At 58.0% G+C, this 12,917-nt stretch carries 8 protein-coding genes and 1 pseudogene; 2 read left to right on the top strand and 7 right to left on the bottom strand.

What is annotated here, in order from left to right; translation table 11 throughout:
- The first annotated feature begins 1,529 nt into the window (after window positions 1-1,529).
- Window positions 1,530-2,702 (top strand): TlpA disulfide reductase family protein, encoded by a 1,173-nt coding sequence (locus ACNJX8_RS08620; RefSeq protein WP_439360254.1) that lies wholly within the window; start codon window positions 1,530-1,532, stop codon window positions 2,700-2,702.
- Between the two features lie 95 nt (window positions 2,703-2,797).
- On the top strand, window positions 2,798-3,058 hold the full coding sequence (locus ACNJX8_RS08615; protein WP_439360253.1) for a hypothetical protein: 261 nt from the start codon (window positions 2,798-2,800) through the stop codon (window positions 3,056-3,058).
- A gap of 467 nt (window positions 3,059-3,525) precedes the next feature.
- Here ACNJX8_RS08615 and ACNJX8_RS08610 read toward each other — a convergent pair whose 3' ends face one another.
- The 7 genes and pseudogenes from ACNJX8_RS08610 to ACNJX8_RS08580 all read right to left on the bottom strand — a co-directional run bounded on the left by ACNJX8_RS08610 (window position 3,526) and on the right by ACNJX8_RS08580 (window position 12,875).
- Window positions 3,526-5,508, bottom strand: a complete 1,983-nt coding sequence (locus tag ACNJX8_RS08610; RefSeq protein ID WP_439360252.1) for a RiPP maturation radical SAM C-methyltransferase — start codon at window positions 5,506-5,508, stop codon at window positions 3,526-3,528.
- A gap of 705 nt (window positions 5,509-6,213) precedes the next feature.
- On the bottom strand, window positions 6,214-7,746 hold the full coding sequence (locus ACNJX8_RS08605) for a radical SAM family RiPP maturation amino acid epimerase (protein ID WP_439360251.1): 1,533 nt from the start codon (window positions 7,744-7,746) through the stop codon (window positions 6,214-6,216).
- Between the two features lie 81 nt (window positions 7,747-7,827).
- The gene (locus tag ACNJX8_RS08600; protein WP_439360250.1) at window positions 7,828-8,193 is read right to left on the bottom strand and encodes a Nif11-like leader peptide family natural product precursor; all 366 of its coding nucleotides are present in this window, start codon (window positions 8,191-8,193) and stop codon (window positions 7,828-7,830) included.
- Window positions 8,194-8,878: 685 nt separating this feature from the next.
- A pseudogene (locus ACNJX8_RS08595) lies at window positions 8,879-9,198 on the bottom strand (IS5/IS1182 family transposase); the annotation flags it as partial.
- 1,237 nt (window positions 9,199-10,435) lie between these two features.
- Complete coding sequence (locus ACNJX8_RS08590) at window positions 10,436-10,597, bottom strand: hypothetical protein (RefSeq protein ID WP_439360249.1); 162 nt, start codon at window positions 10,595-10,597, stop codon at window positions 10,436-10,438.
- 681 nt (window positions 10,598-11,278) lie between these two features.
- Window positions 11,279-11,599, bottom strand: coding sequence for a hypothetical protein (locus tag ACNJX8_RS08585; RefSeq protein ID WP_439360248.1), 321 nt, complete (start codon window positions 11,597-11,599; stop codon window positions 11,279-11,281).
- Window positions 11,600-12,287: 688 nt separating this feature from the next.
- The gene (locus ACNJX8_RS08580) at window positions 12,288-12,875 is read right to left on the bottom strand and encodes a GNAT family N-acetyltransferase (protein WP_439360247.1); all 588 of its coding nucleotides are present in this window, start codon (window positions 12,873-12,875) and stop codon (window positions 12,288-12,290) included.
- Window positions 12,876-12,917: the final 42 nt, after the last annotated feature.

Here is a 12,917-nt window from a genome sequence, read left to right as displayed (position 1 = left end):
GTCCGATGCTATCGGCGCTGACGGCGGAAGCGACAGAGCCTACGATGAGGCGTGTCCAGGAGCGTGACTTAGGCGTAGCGACGGCACGCCAGGGGAATGTGCAAGAGCATATCGCAAGCTTCCATATCGTGCGGGTGTTCCCATGACCGCAGATCAGCGATCGTTGCGTCCACGTCGGTCGTTTGGCGTCGCGCCGTTATGGCTAGGAGGCCACTCATTTCCAGTCTCGAGTCGGTACCGCGCTCGGCAGCTGCTTTGCCTCATCGTCGTCCCATCCGATCAATGGAATACCCTATCGAGCGAGTATGGCAGCTGCCGCCCGCTCGATGCTCTGCAAAGAGCACATCGGTCTAAACCAACAAAAGCATGGTTTGGCCTGGGTGTCTGAATGCACGCGGCTTCACAAGATATCGTTGCATCTCAATAGCAACGACCGTGCCATCAGCAGTCAAGACGCGCTCGGAAGCTTCGCGGCCGAGGGAGGTCCTGACCCAAGAACCGAACCTATTCGCCCTCGCTGATCTGTCCGGGCGCCGCCTAGATGCTTGTGCGTATTCAGAAAGACGGGACAGCAGATTTCACCACCATAGCGAACACATTGTCGCCTGCATCGGAGATGGACTTTGATGAACATTAGCGGACTTGGCGGTCGGGCGCTTCCCAAACGGTCTGCAAGTATTCGCATTCACAGTTCGAGCAAGTTAGCTTAGTCCGTCCTTGCGCGATGAGGGCTGCCGTGCCAAGCACGATTTTCTTGTTCTCGGTGGTCCATTTTCGAATCGAACGCCACCTCCAACCGCTCAGCACACCATTGTTCTCTGGCATGTCTATGACCAGCGGGCCGCTCGCTTCAGGCGGCAGCCTTGTTCGAACATCCGCGAAAACTCCTGTCCGGCCGCGATTCACGCGGCTGAACAGCAAAATTGATTGGAGTACCAGTTTGTGGTGCAGGAAACGCTTGACGCGATGGCGAGCAATGGCAGTTTTAAGGCGCACCGATCCGCGGCTCGCGCTCCAGTAACTTGGGACGCGCCTAGTCGTCGGGCGCGTCCCTAGCCGCAACGCACTGCGGAATGATTCCGTCGTCATCGACCACAAACCCGTCGCGGGTCCTCTGCCTTGGTTATTTCGATTCCGATCTGCATCAAGCTCTTCTCTCATCCTGCCGGGCGGGGAAAGGGGTCAGCAGGCTCCATTCGGTGGCTCACAAACCAGCTTTTCTGGTGGCGCGAAGCGCGCGAGTCGTGTCCAAGTTCTGACACGGGACAAAGTCCGTCAGGTTCAAAACACCGGCTGCTTTTGGGGCGCCTTGGAGTTTTCAAAGAGTAATCAGGCGCTTGATGCGTGCTGACCGAGCTGGCACGCCTGTTGCTATTGGGATGCAGAAACACGGAGTGAGGGCTGAGCGCACACCAGATGCGCAAAACGAGTGATGCTCTCCTTCTCTTGAACCCATGTGCTCCGTTTCTGAGAGAGACAGGCTAGCGCACAAAGTCGCGCAACGAGTGGCAATAGTTTTGGAGAGCAACATGGTGCTGCGCATGGAGTCCCCAGCTCCTCCGATCAAGGTAGAGAACTGGCTGCGCGGCGAGCCCCTCACGAGCTTCCAGCCCGGGAAGATGTACATCGTTGAATTTTGGGCAACTTGGTGCGGACCATGTGCGGCAGTGATGCCTCATCTAGTAGAGCTGCAAGAGAAATACAAAGACAGCGGACTTGAGCTGCTCGGCGTCGCAGCTTGCGAACAGGCTCCAACGGCGGACGAGGCCCGAACAAGGTTGGACGCGTGGTTGACCGACAAGTTCTCAAACCTGAACTATCGGATCGGGTTCGACTCCACAGGCGAAATGATCAAGCTTTGGATGGACTCCAGCTTTTCTGTCGGGATTCCCACCTCGTTCGTCGTTGACCGTGACGGCCACATCGCCTTTATCGGTCATCCAATGCAGCTCGATGACGTCTTGCCGAAACTTCTTAACGGCAGCTGGCGGACCAGCGATGAAGCCAAAGCCGCCGATACAGAGCGGATCGACAGCGGACGACGCGAAATGCGCGAAAGGACGCTGACTGAGCCCATTCTCGCCAAGCTTCGGCCGGCGATGGAGGCGGAGGATTGGGCAAAGGCGGTTTCGGCGGTCGAAGAGGCCGTCGCGGTGATGCCGGACGATCTCCACTTCCGCTCGCTCCATGCGGATATGTTGCTTCACAAACTGCGCAACTTGCAGACCGGCTTGCCGGTTCTGAGGCAATTCGCTCGCGACGCGATCGACAAAAACGATGAGCAGTGGATGGAAGGGGCGCTGCGCCAACTCTTTGATCCGGCGAATGACAACTCCCACTTCCCGTCTGCCGAGCGCCTTGCGATGGGCAAAGAGTTGTCCGAACACATTCTTGCGCTGAATCCTCCGCAAGGGGACGGTGGCTTCAAGTACCCGTCCTATGGGGCGGTCGCTCAGTATTATTATGAGAGCGGCAACAAGGATCGCGCAATCGAATTGGTCGAGGTGGCGTTGAACTCGCTAGGCGGTCCTGAGCCTATCCCCGACGAACTGAAACAGCACACCATGTCGCTGTTGGTCGAAGCGCTGGCCAACTACAAGGGTGAGAAGGCTTGCCATGGGACTCATTGTGCAACTCCGCAAGACGGGTTTCCGAGAGCGTCAAAGCGCAGGCAACGGAGCAAACAACAAAAAGAAGGGTGATAGTCGAAATTGCTCGCTGGCCACCATCCATTTCTTGGGCGGCCAGGGCAACTAAATCTGGCAGTGTCCGCCGGATAGATTTGGAAATGCGGCAAATGATGATCGAGGACGAGAAGGTGCTTCGCCCCGGCATCGAAACGATGCTCGGGTTGCCTGCATCTAATATTGGTGCAGTCGAGACGACATCGTCGCTCACGAATGTAAGTCTATGGGTCGATCTGGACGCGGCGAAGCAGTTGGATCGATTCCAGCCAATGCTGGACGCGGGCAAGCCATATGTCGCCAAAGGCGCAACGTTCGAGCGACCGATAAACTACACGACGCTTTGGCAGCTGCAACCTGTGTCAAAGATCTGAGGTTCGTTGTGATTTCTCTTTTTCGCCCAATGAAGTAGTTTACGAGGATCGAGCGATGCAATTCGCAGCGCATCTTTAAGCTATCGAACGCGGCGCGGAATTCGACGATGTTGGAACGACCGTTAGGAAATCTGATTGCCGCCTGCTCGCATCAAAGTGGCGGCGGGCCTTCCCGCCGGAGTGGTCAACTTTCTCGCGAACGCGCGCGCCGACGCTGGCCCCGTCGTTAGGCGATCATGCCCATCCCACCGTACGTCGCATAAACTTCATCGGCTTCACTAGGGTTGGCGCGATTATCGCCGCCGCTTCGGCCAATTATCTCAAACCATATATGCTGGAGCTTGGGGCTCGGCGCCGTTGATTGTGCTCAACGATGCGGGCGAACAATGCGACAAGACTGGCGCGAGCACCAAGCAAAGGAGACAGGCGACGGGTGTGGCCCTGCGAAGTGCATACCACAGTTTTCCTTATTCGCGCGGGGGGTCCACTGGCGTGGAGCGTCGGTCGAGATAGCCACCGGGGAACGCAGTCGGGGGAAGGATTGGCGTATATGGATGCCATAACGCGAGTCCAACCAGCCGCGCGTCAAGTCGTACGATCAGCTTGCGGGCGATCATGTCAGCTATCGCCGCCTCAATCTCGCCCTGCATTACATTCGCCGCGCCCGGCCGTTCGCGCAGGCGGGTTTCAGGCGAGCCTTCGTCCGCGGCCAGAAGAATTTCTCGCTCGAGGCCTCTGACGCGGTGTTCGCGCTCGACTGCTATGGCTCGCGTGTCCTCGACTATGATTTCGTCGCCGTTGTCCTGCATCGACAGCATAGAGAAAGTCGGCCCGCACCAGGCTTTCAGCCAGGCATCGATGCCCTTGGCGACGGCACTTAGCCCCGGGCGGCGGTTGGCGTCGCGGGCTGTGAAATGGCCGCCGACATGGTTGTCTTCGCTGTCTTCGAAGTAGTATACCTGATCCGAGAGATCGCGCTCCGACAGCGGATACACGTAGCGATAGGGGGCGGCCGGGAGCAGCTTCAGTCCATGTTTCTCGGCTGTGTAATGATAGGGGCTGTAGCGCTGGTATCGCAAGCGTACCGCAGGTCCCGGCTGCAGATGATGCAGCAACGGCAACCAAGAGGCCATTTCCGCATACCATGCATCACTCTCGCCGGGAAAGCCCCACAATAGGCTCCAACTGACCCGCACGCCGTACTGACGGCACCACTTCAAGAGCTGAACATTGTGCGCTGAGGTCGTTCCTTTGCGCATCAGCTTCAAAACACGAGTATCCAGGCTCTCAATACCCGGTTGAATCCAGCGGACGCCGGCGGCAGCCAGCTTCTCCACTTCGTGGCGCCTCAGGTTAGCTTTGACCTCAAAGAAGATCGCGAGCTTCTCGGGTAGCGCGGTGAGGTGAGGCAGCGCCTTTTCAAGGTAGTCAATGGCCATAATATTGTCCACAGCTTCGATGCGCGACGAGCCGTAGCGCGCCGACATCTCAATCATCTCCGCTGCAGCCTGCCCCGCGGGCTTCTGGCGGTAGGTCATCGATCCGCCGTTCAGCCCGCAAAACATGCAATGACTGCGCTCTCCCCACCAGCAGCCGCGAGAGAACTCCATCGGCAGCCCGGCATGGATGCGATCGGCGTAGAGCGATGCCTCGACCTCCGCAAAATAGTCCGAGAAATCCGGCAGCGGCAGGTCACGCATGTTCTCGATCACTGCGCGGGGCACTAAGTCGCGCGTCGACGCCGCGGGATAGCCGGCCTCGCGATGCGTCGGACCGAAAACGCCAAACGGCAGGTCAGCAGGCGGAATGTCTCTGCCGCGATTGAGGATATCCCAACACAGCGGGCCGATCAGTGCGTCGGCCTCGCCCGATACGACATAGTCGACCCATGGGAAACGCGCGTGAGTGCTCCGCCCCATAACCGACCCGCAGTTTGCTCCACCCATGAGGGTGACAAGATCAGGTGAGCGCTCGCTCAGCCGGCGCAGCAACGCGAGCGAGGGGACATGCTGGGTGAAGGTCGAGCTGCACCCGACCATAGCCGGCCGCTTCTGCAGTATCTTGTCAGCCGTCCAGTCGATAAACCCGCCGATAAGCGAGCGCAGCCTGAGGAAATTCGCGCGACGCTCGGCCATACCTTTGCCGGCGGGTATCGGGTTGCGCTCGAAATAGAGGTCGAGGAAGGCGTTTTGTTCGGGTTCGAAGTCGGGAAAAGCAATGCCCGCGAACAGCCAATCAACCAGTGCCTCCTCTGGCGGGCAATTCTCAAGAGGTCCATAGTCGGCGATGCCTATGTATTCTAAAAACCAGATGTTGGCATATGCTATGGTGGATTGCAGTCCAGCCTGGGTCAGCGCTGATTTCAGCAGACCAAGCGCCAGCGACGGCCTTTCGACCGCCGACACAGGCATGTTGACTAGGACGATTGGCACATCGATACTCATAATCATACCACGTTATTCATGATGTGCGCACAGGTGCGTTCGCCCTGCCATAGTCTCATGCGCCGGACGGCAAAGTGAACTCCTGCGCGACTCCTGACTGGAGCCGTGAACACGAAGTCGGCTAATTCGGCCAGTGGGCAGCCCGCTTCGAGCTACGATTTCCGCGTCACGTTCGTTGCCCGGCGACTGGACGGCATGAACAAGCAGAGAGTGCTGGAGCCGAGCGGTGAATAATTGGCTACATGCGGCTCCGCTCTTGATATTGAGCGGCGCCACGCTCGAGTGGGACTCGCTGTTTTTCATCATCGATGAACGGATTGACGTCGTCATTCACATGGACCTATCAAAGTTTCAGGTGCGTCGCCGTCCGCTACCAGGGATCACCGCCAGTGCAAGTTGCAGTGGCGCGCCACGAAAAGCCACGACCTCTCTGGAACCAGCGGCACCGTCGTCTGGCAGAACCATTTGATTGACCACTGGGCGGGGCAAACCATTCTTGACTTAACAGCGTGCGTCCCAGTCGTGCACCGCTGATGCACGCAAATGAGGGCTTTGGCTCGAAGCCGCAAGCGCGGAAGTCCGCTGGGCTTCTGTGGCCACGTCGGTTGTGCACGCCACGAAGCCACGGACCGTGGATGCGGAGCGGCTTGTCACCGCGCTCAGCACTGCTGGATGGTGGGATGCTGCCGTTGCTTGAGGCTAAGTAGTACCTCAATGCGAATCGGCACCATCTGCACCCGTGCGGGAGCCCGTGTGTTTGACTCCTTCGATGCGGCTCGTCATCCAGTCACCGGTCTGCCAGATGAAGCGGTCGTCGAGGTCTTCTTCGATCAGCCCGGCCATGTACAGCTGATCGAGCAAGTCGGCGACCCCAAGGAGGGTTGTTCCGTCAGCTGCGACCCGAATAACCAGCTCCGACATTGTGCAGTTGCCGTCCGCGATCAAACGGCCAACGGAAATCGGGGCGATGTCGTCGAGCACGCGGTGTTCCATGTTGCGTGAGCGAAGATGAAAGCACCCGTTCCCTGCCTTGTATTGTAGATCCTTGCGGAAGCTGATCGGCCGGTCATGGGCTGGACTCTCGAGCATATGCTGTTCGATCATGCTCTGCAGCCCGTCCCGGAAACCGTCAGGCGAGCTGAAGACGCGTTCGCCCAGGATGCGGTACCCGAGAGGCCAGCGGTCGCTACCCGGCACCGGCGTCACCAGTCGTAAGCGCCCCTGCCGCATATTTACGAGGAAGCCGGAAACGCAGGCGATCGTCGTGTGATTGCGTTCCAGAAAGGCGATTGCACCGTCCTTGTTAGCGCCCCTGAGCTTCTCCTTCCGCTCGCGTGCGCGCCCGGCCATGGCCTTTGCCGTCAGCGCCTCGTTGCCCTGCAGGATGAGTTCGACTCCTAGCAACTCCTCAGGCGAAAACGCGGTGTGAATCTGATTGAGATGTGCCGTGCTCAGCACGGAGAAACGATTCGTCGTCGTGCGATATAGATTGAAGAGCCCGAGCACGCGCCTGGTGAGTGCCTGATCCTTGAGGGGGGCTGCCGTTGTTGTTTGCGGTAACGCGCCCGTAATCTGATAGTAGTCGAACAGAAAGCGGTCGTAGTGTGGGTTGTCCATAGGATCTGTGGCCCAGTAGCAGAAGCCCGTGCGGACTGCCGAACCAAACATTTCGCTCGCGACACCAAGCACGCCCCGCCAAAGCGCTGCATGCTCTTTGCTATAGTCGTAATAGCCTTTGAAGCGATCGGCCGAGAGGCCACAGAACCAACAACCGACGGTGCAGCCTTCGCTTAGCTCGAAAGCGATGATGGGGTGCGTGAGCGACGCCGCCGACACGCCCAATTGGTCATTGCAGCGCCGGATTTGCCGCTCGCGCCAAGCATGAAAGCGAGGATTGATCGTTGACATCTCGCCCTCGTCGCGCAAGAGGTCGCGATGACGCATCATCTCGCGGAGATACTCATCCCACATCACAGCCAGTGGCCACGGCGCAGACTCCGGCTTGAAGCGGTATTGTTGGTAGCCACCGCGCCAGAGCGGCAGCACCTCCATTGGATCCACTTTGATGCCGTACCGCTCTGTTACCGCCCGAGGGGTGGCGATTGCCTCCGCAAGCGCCCTGCGGAACTCCACGTCACCGACTAACCGCTCCATGAAGCGCTTGACGTGCGACAGCGTGCGCAGTTGCTCCGGGGTGCGCCGGTCAAAAATCTGTCGGTAGTGCTCGGCGGCAGCGTGTGTCATTTGACGAAGCTTACTTCATGTTCTCATCGCACTTCATCGCCTCCTTGAGCAACCAGCCGACGCGGTCATAGCGAAGGCATGTCAGACCTCGGCCGCGACCGCAACAATAACAACCACAACAACTGCAACGGGCTCAACTGCCGTGGCGCGGTCAGAGGCCGCCTCCGCGGCTTGCGCGCCGCTCGTGGCCACCTCCGCAACGGCCTGCACAGCGCCGGTCGAGATCGTATCACTCGAATAAAAAGTGCCACCGGCGAGCCGTTTAGTCGTCAACTTCTGTCGAGCTCGGATGCAACTTTTGGCTTCATCAAGTGTGAAGCTGTAGCCGAGGCTCTTTCCGATCGCGACAATCGATGCAAGGCCGGTAGCAGTTGGTTTTACGCGTTCAAGCAGACCATCCTCGTTCCCCAGATCGTTGACGAATCGCTCTACGTCAGTTCGCGACACAGCCAGTCTCCGTGCCTTTGCTCAAGTCGCCAACCATCTCGGGGCTCACTAGCGATCGGTGCCGACGCCGTGAACAAGGCAAGCGGCGTGCCGAATTGAAGATCGCTGATTTTTCGCTTTTTCTGACCCTACGTATCGTCCACTTGGTGACATTTTGTTGCCGAACTGACAATCGGCCCACTACGGGGGACGAGGTTTTCGTTGTCGGCATCCAAACGCAGCGGCTTGGGGCGATATCAAAGGGCGGGAATCGGCGACTTCTGACGTTGCTGATCGTTGGTGCGACCTTGATCATCAAGTTGCTTGACGAGGCTTGAATGCCCCGCTCTGGATTCGGCCTGCAAAGACGACCGATCATCGTCGCATCCGTGGCACTCGCCAACAAGATTGCGCGCATCATCTAGGCCTTGCTAGGTTTGGAGTTCCACCACGCCCCGAAGCATACCAGTTGACTCAACATGGTCGCGGTCGAGATCGGCGTGCTTGCCCGACAGTGTCTCGACTGGCGCATCGACAGTTATGCCGTCTCGTCAGAGAGAGCAGTTCTCTCGCAAAGTGGCCGGACTGTATTTGCTTGTGTATGGTTCCTCCCCGCAGGCTGATGAGATATCTCATATCGCTTTGAGGTTGGCCTCTTCGCCATGGTGACATCGCGAACTTGACTCGGGACATTTAAGTCGAGATATCCCCTAACCGCAGAGCTGCGGCCGCTGGTATTCTGCGCAATATGCGGCGTCACGTTCATCGAGCGAAGTTCGTTCACTAACCTTTTTGGAGGGCGTAGCCATTGTCGGCGCCAAGCGTGATCGCTGTCGGCTGGTGGGCACGCGACGCGATCATGTGCAACGCGACCACCGGTTCGTCATGCCCACCGGCCAATGTGAGGCAGGCGTCGACCATAGGCATTAGCGGTTGCTCCATCAGACCGTGCCCGATGAAGCACTCTTTCGTCGCCTTGCCTTTTCCCTTGCAGTACAGCCTCGCGTTTGGATCGGCGGTCAGCGCCGGTCTTGACTTGATCCATGTGCGCGACTCGGCTGCGCTGTTCTCGCCCTGGCTTCTGCTTGTCGCCGCAAAATGCGAATGCCCGATTCTTCAATATGCTCTCTAAGCATCACCATATCATGCTAACGAATTGATATAGCCCCTCGAGCTGCGCGCCAGAGTGTTTGTGAGTGAGGCCGAGACATGAACCGCGTCAAGACCTGATGGCCTTTGTGCACCCACCGGAGACTCTGCCTCCCTGACGTGGGCGCATCATCTCCAGAGAGGGCGACTCTTCAAGAGCGATGATGTAACCAAGCCGCTCGATTTGCCGAGTTCGCCTCCGTTCAAGATCGCGGGATACGTGCAAAAGGTTTTGACGTCAGAACACGTACAAGAGGCGCTTACAGCGATCAGAGTCTCGACGGCCCCAAGGACATTGGCAGTGGTAGCTAGGCATGGTCCAGCGGCTCGGAATCGAGACATGATGTGGCGGTTGTCGCGCCACGAACGCATTCTCATCCGTGCGCGCAACATTGCCTACCCACCCGAGACCTACATAAAGCTGTGCTCTACATGATGGGACGGGAGGCAATGATACCCCGCAAACCTCGGGGTGATCGAGCGCGCTTTACCAAACCGTGAGCGGGGCAAGCCATGAGGCGTTCCATGTCGCTTCATGGGCCAATCCCTCCAGTAAACCCCTCTTCAATGTCTTTGCCAGATCAAAAGCAAGAGCGGCTGCCGAGGATATGGTCGTCAGCTTCTCGTCAGCTAGCCCAGCTATGCCATTGCTGCCCGAAGTGCACAGACATCCTGCGGGTAGCGGATGTCGTTCCAAGTGAGCACTTTGCGGAACGCACACGGCGCGTGTACCCAATATCCTGGCGAGAGCCACGCGCCGTGTGCCTCTGTCTTCAGCTCACCTTCGCCCCGAATTACGGCCCCCCTCTTGACCCGTCCTGTGCGTGCGTCCGAACGGATCGCTGCAGGTAGCTGTCCCGCAATCAGCTCGTATAGCGCCGGCCCGGGCAGCTGGAGGCGCTAACCTTGGGATGTACATAGCACAAGCGCTCAATCCGATCAGCGGCCGCTCGGGCCACACTAATAGGCTGGGCGACTCCTGGTCTCCTGATCGGCAGGGCAGTCTGCCTCCTTTGCTGGTACTAGTATGCTGCTTGTTAGTTTCGCTGAATGGATATCAGCGAATCCCGAATCATTGCTAGCATCGATGGCGCTTGCCGCAGCGCCTTCGTTTTTACGGTTCTGCTGGCAATAACAGCATCCGCAGGGCGGCAGCATCGTTGCGCGATGGCGTTGGGGATCGCCATAGCATTCCAATGGCGCGGCGCACGATTTTTCGGATTGAGATCACCAGGTGCAGGATACCGAACTGGACCACCAGCCAGAGCGCGGCCAAGGGGCTCGTCGCGTAAGCAACCAGCCCGGCTCCAATAGAGGTAGTGGGGTCAGCTGATCGCCAGAGGCCCGCCGTTTGCAAAATCGTCAGGCCTCAATTGACGAAGGTCGGAGTCGCAGGCCAAGCATGCAAACAAGCCAAGGTGGGCAAAGAATTCAGTTAGAAATCGGCTACAGAGATTCGATCGAAGCGGCGAGAAGGTCGTGTGGTCACCTGCCGAGTGTCAAGTCCCTCCTTCCTGCAGTTGAACAAGTGGGCGGCATCATCTTAAACCGACTGCACAAGATCAATCTCAGGTTGCGCTCGAATGATAAGGGTCTCTTGTCCGGATCATTTCGCTGCTCTGCGGCCGGCTCAACTTGTCGCCGTCCATGGTCGTTCGTTCGAGTGGCTGGACATCCGCACGAACAAGATCGCCCAGTTACGCGATCCGGTAACGCACGAACGAGTGTGGGTCCCACTGGCTGCCATTACTGTTCCAATGCGGCCGCAATGGGCTCCGACGCATCCTGCGGTCAGAGATGCTGCTCGCCCACTTTGCACTTATTTCCGGCGCTTTGTTCGTCGAAAGAATGTTCGTGCCAAAGTGGACCATGGCGAATCAGCATGATTGCGGGTCTGGTGACGGAGGACGCCTTCGGCCTGAAGGCTCCTCCTTGCAAAGAGGTTTTGAAGAAACAGTCAACATGGACCCTCCATGGGAAACCGGCCAAGCTCTAAAAGTAGCCTTCGATCGATAAACGCGGTGAGAGACGCCATCATTTGCGGCGTCAGCAAGGGCGTATCAGCGAGCGTACGATACGATTCGCCTTGTCCGATGAAGTCAAGCGCCGGCGACATCGCGGTGGCAATGGCCCCACTTAGTGGATTTGACTCCACACAGCTCTCAGCATCAGACGTGCCAACTTTGGTGAAGAAACGGTTCGTATGCTTTGCGCAGATCGGGCGAGCCGCCTCAATGTCTGCCCGCGGACATAAGCCATCCTCATCGAACGCGGTCATGTCAGGTTATTGCCAACTAGACTTAACCGGAGGAGGCGACGGTACGAGCGCTACAACCAACTCGTCGTGTGAGCTCAACGCCGAAACCAGTCGAGCCAGATGGTGCTGCGGGTCACTGTCGGCACCATGACCAATCGACCGCACCTCTTCGATCTCAGCTCCTGATGGCGGTTCCGATGAATATCGACCAGGTCGTTTGAGCAGGCGCAGGTGGCGCCGAGCAATTACCGCTTTTCCGCTGGCGAGTTCGAAAATGGCTACTCACTCCGCCTATCGGACGTGCCGGTCTGCTTTTGGAGGTACGCACCCGTTGTGTGGATGGCGGCCACGTTCACTCACATCGATCTCGTCCAGCGCGCTAAGATCGGCTGCTTGCGAAAGGCCTGGCCACCAGCTCACCAACTGCCGATTGAGCCTGCGGAGCCATGAGCCAACAAGCGGAACGAGTTCTCCCAGATCAGGGCTTGCTTATGGTGATTACGGTCTGGATAGAGCAAACGCCGTGCCAATTGAGGGCTGCAGCTCCCTCACGCTGGAATGCCTTAGAGGGCATAATAGAAAAGAGCCGCAAAGCTGGCAGGCCGGCCTTTGTTTGCGGAATCTGCGCTTAATTAGACATCAGTTCCGGGTCTGTGCGAGAATAGCTCCGGCAAACTTTAAAGCGTGCGAAGCATCCCCATCTTGCCGGTCAACAAGCCGTTCGGAACATTGGCGTGAGCGGCGGCGAGGAACCGTGTTGTATCTCACCAACGACCTTGAAGCCGTGACGTTGGTAAAAGGGAATATTTTCAGGGTTCGAGCTTTCGAGGTAGGCAGCTATGCCCTGCTCATCGCATTGTTGAAGGGCGTATCTCATCAACAATGTGCCAACCCCTTTTCCGACGCAGTTCGGATCTACAGCAATGAATGGCAGATACCAATGTGGCTCGCGGGGATGATGCTCGGCCATTCTCCTCCGCAAGTGTGCCATATCTTCGGTGATCTCCGGGCGCAAGGATAGCGCCATAATTCGATCCAAAGCCTCCTCATCTTGCTGCACGTCGGGAGGCAGCCACAGGGCCGCGCCAAGAACCTCTCCAGCGACGTAGGCTGTGCCATGTGCAAATGCTCGTCCGGCACAGGCATCAATGAACTGAGGCATGCTCCTAAGGTATTGCCTTGGGTCAGGCCAACTCCAACGCATCAACGGATCGGCGGCAAAGCCGAGTACAATTGTGCAGATAGTGCTTGCACGAATGTTTGCGTTCGCAAAACTGATATCCAATTCTTCTGTCATGATGTCGTTTCGGGTCTCTGTTTGGCCTCGACATTGCAAGGG

The organism is Bradyrhizobium sp. SPXBL-04 (genome assembly GCF_051853035.1).
In the GTDB taxonomy this organism is placed as follows: domain Bacteria; phylum Pseudomonadota; class Alphaproteobacteria; order Rhizobiales; family Xanthobacteraceae; genus Bradyrhizobium; species Bradyrhizobium zhanjiangense.
This window is presented reverse-complemented; position numbering and strand designations above follow the sequence as displayed.

Coding starts and splice junctions, on each gene's coding strand:
- ACNJX8_RS08615 (WP_439360253.1), top strand. CDS start 2,798: ATGATGATCGAGGACGAGAAGGTGCTTCGCCCCGGCATCGAAACGATG.
- ACNJX8_RS08605 (WP_439360251.1), bottom strand. CDS start 7,746: ATGACACACGCTGCCGCCGAGCACTACCGACAGATTTTTGACCGGCGC.
- ACNJX8_RS08620 (WP_439360254.1), top strand. CDS start 1,530: ATGGTGCTGCGCATGGAGTCCCCAGCTCCTCCGATCAAGGTAGAGAAC.
- ACNJX8_RS08585 (WP_439360248.1), bottom strand. CDS start 11,599: ATGACCGCGTTCGATGAGGATGGCTTATGTCCGCGGGCAGACATTGAG.
- ACNJX8_RS08610 (WP_439360252.1), bottom strand. CDS start 5,508: ATGATTATGAGTATCGATGTGCCAATCGTCCTAGTCAACATGCCTGTG.
- ACNJX8_RS08580 (WP_439360247.1), bottom strand. CDS start 12,875: ATGACAGAAGAATTGGATATCAGTTTTGCGAACGCAAACATTCGTGCA.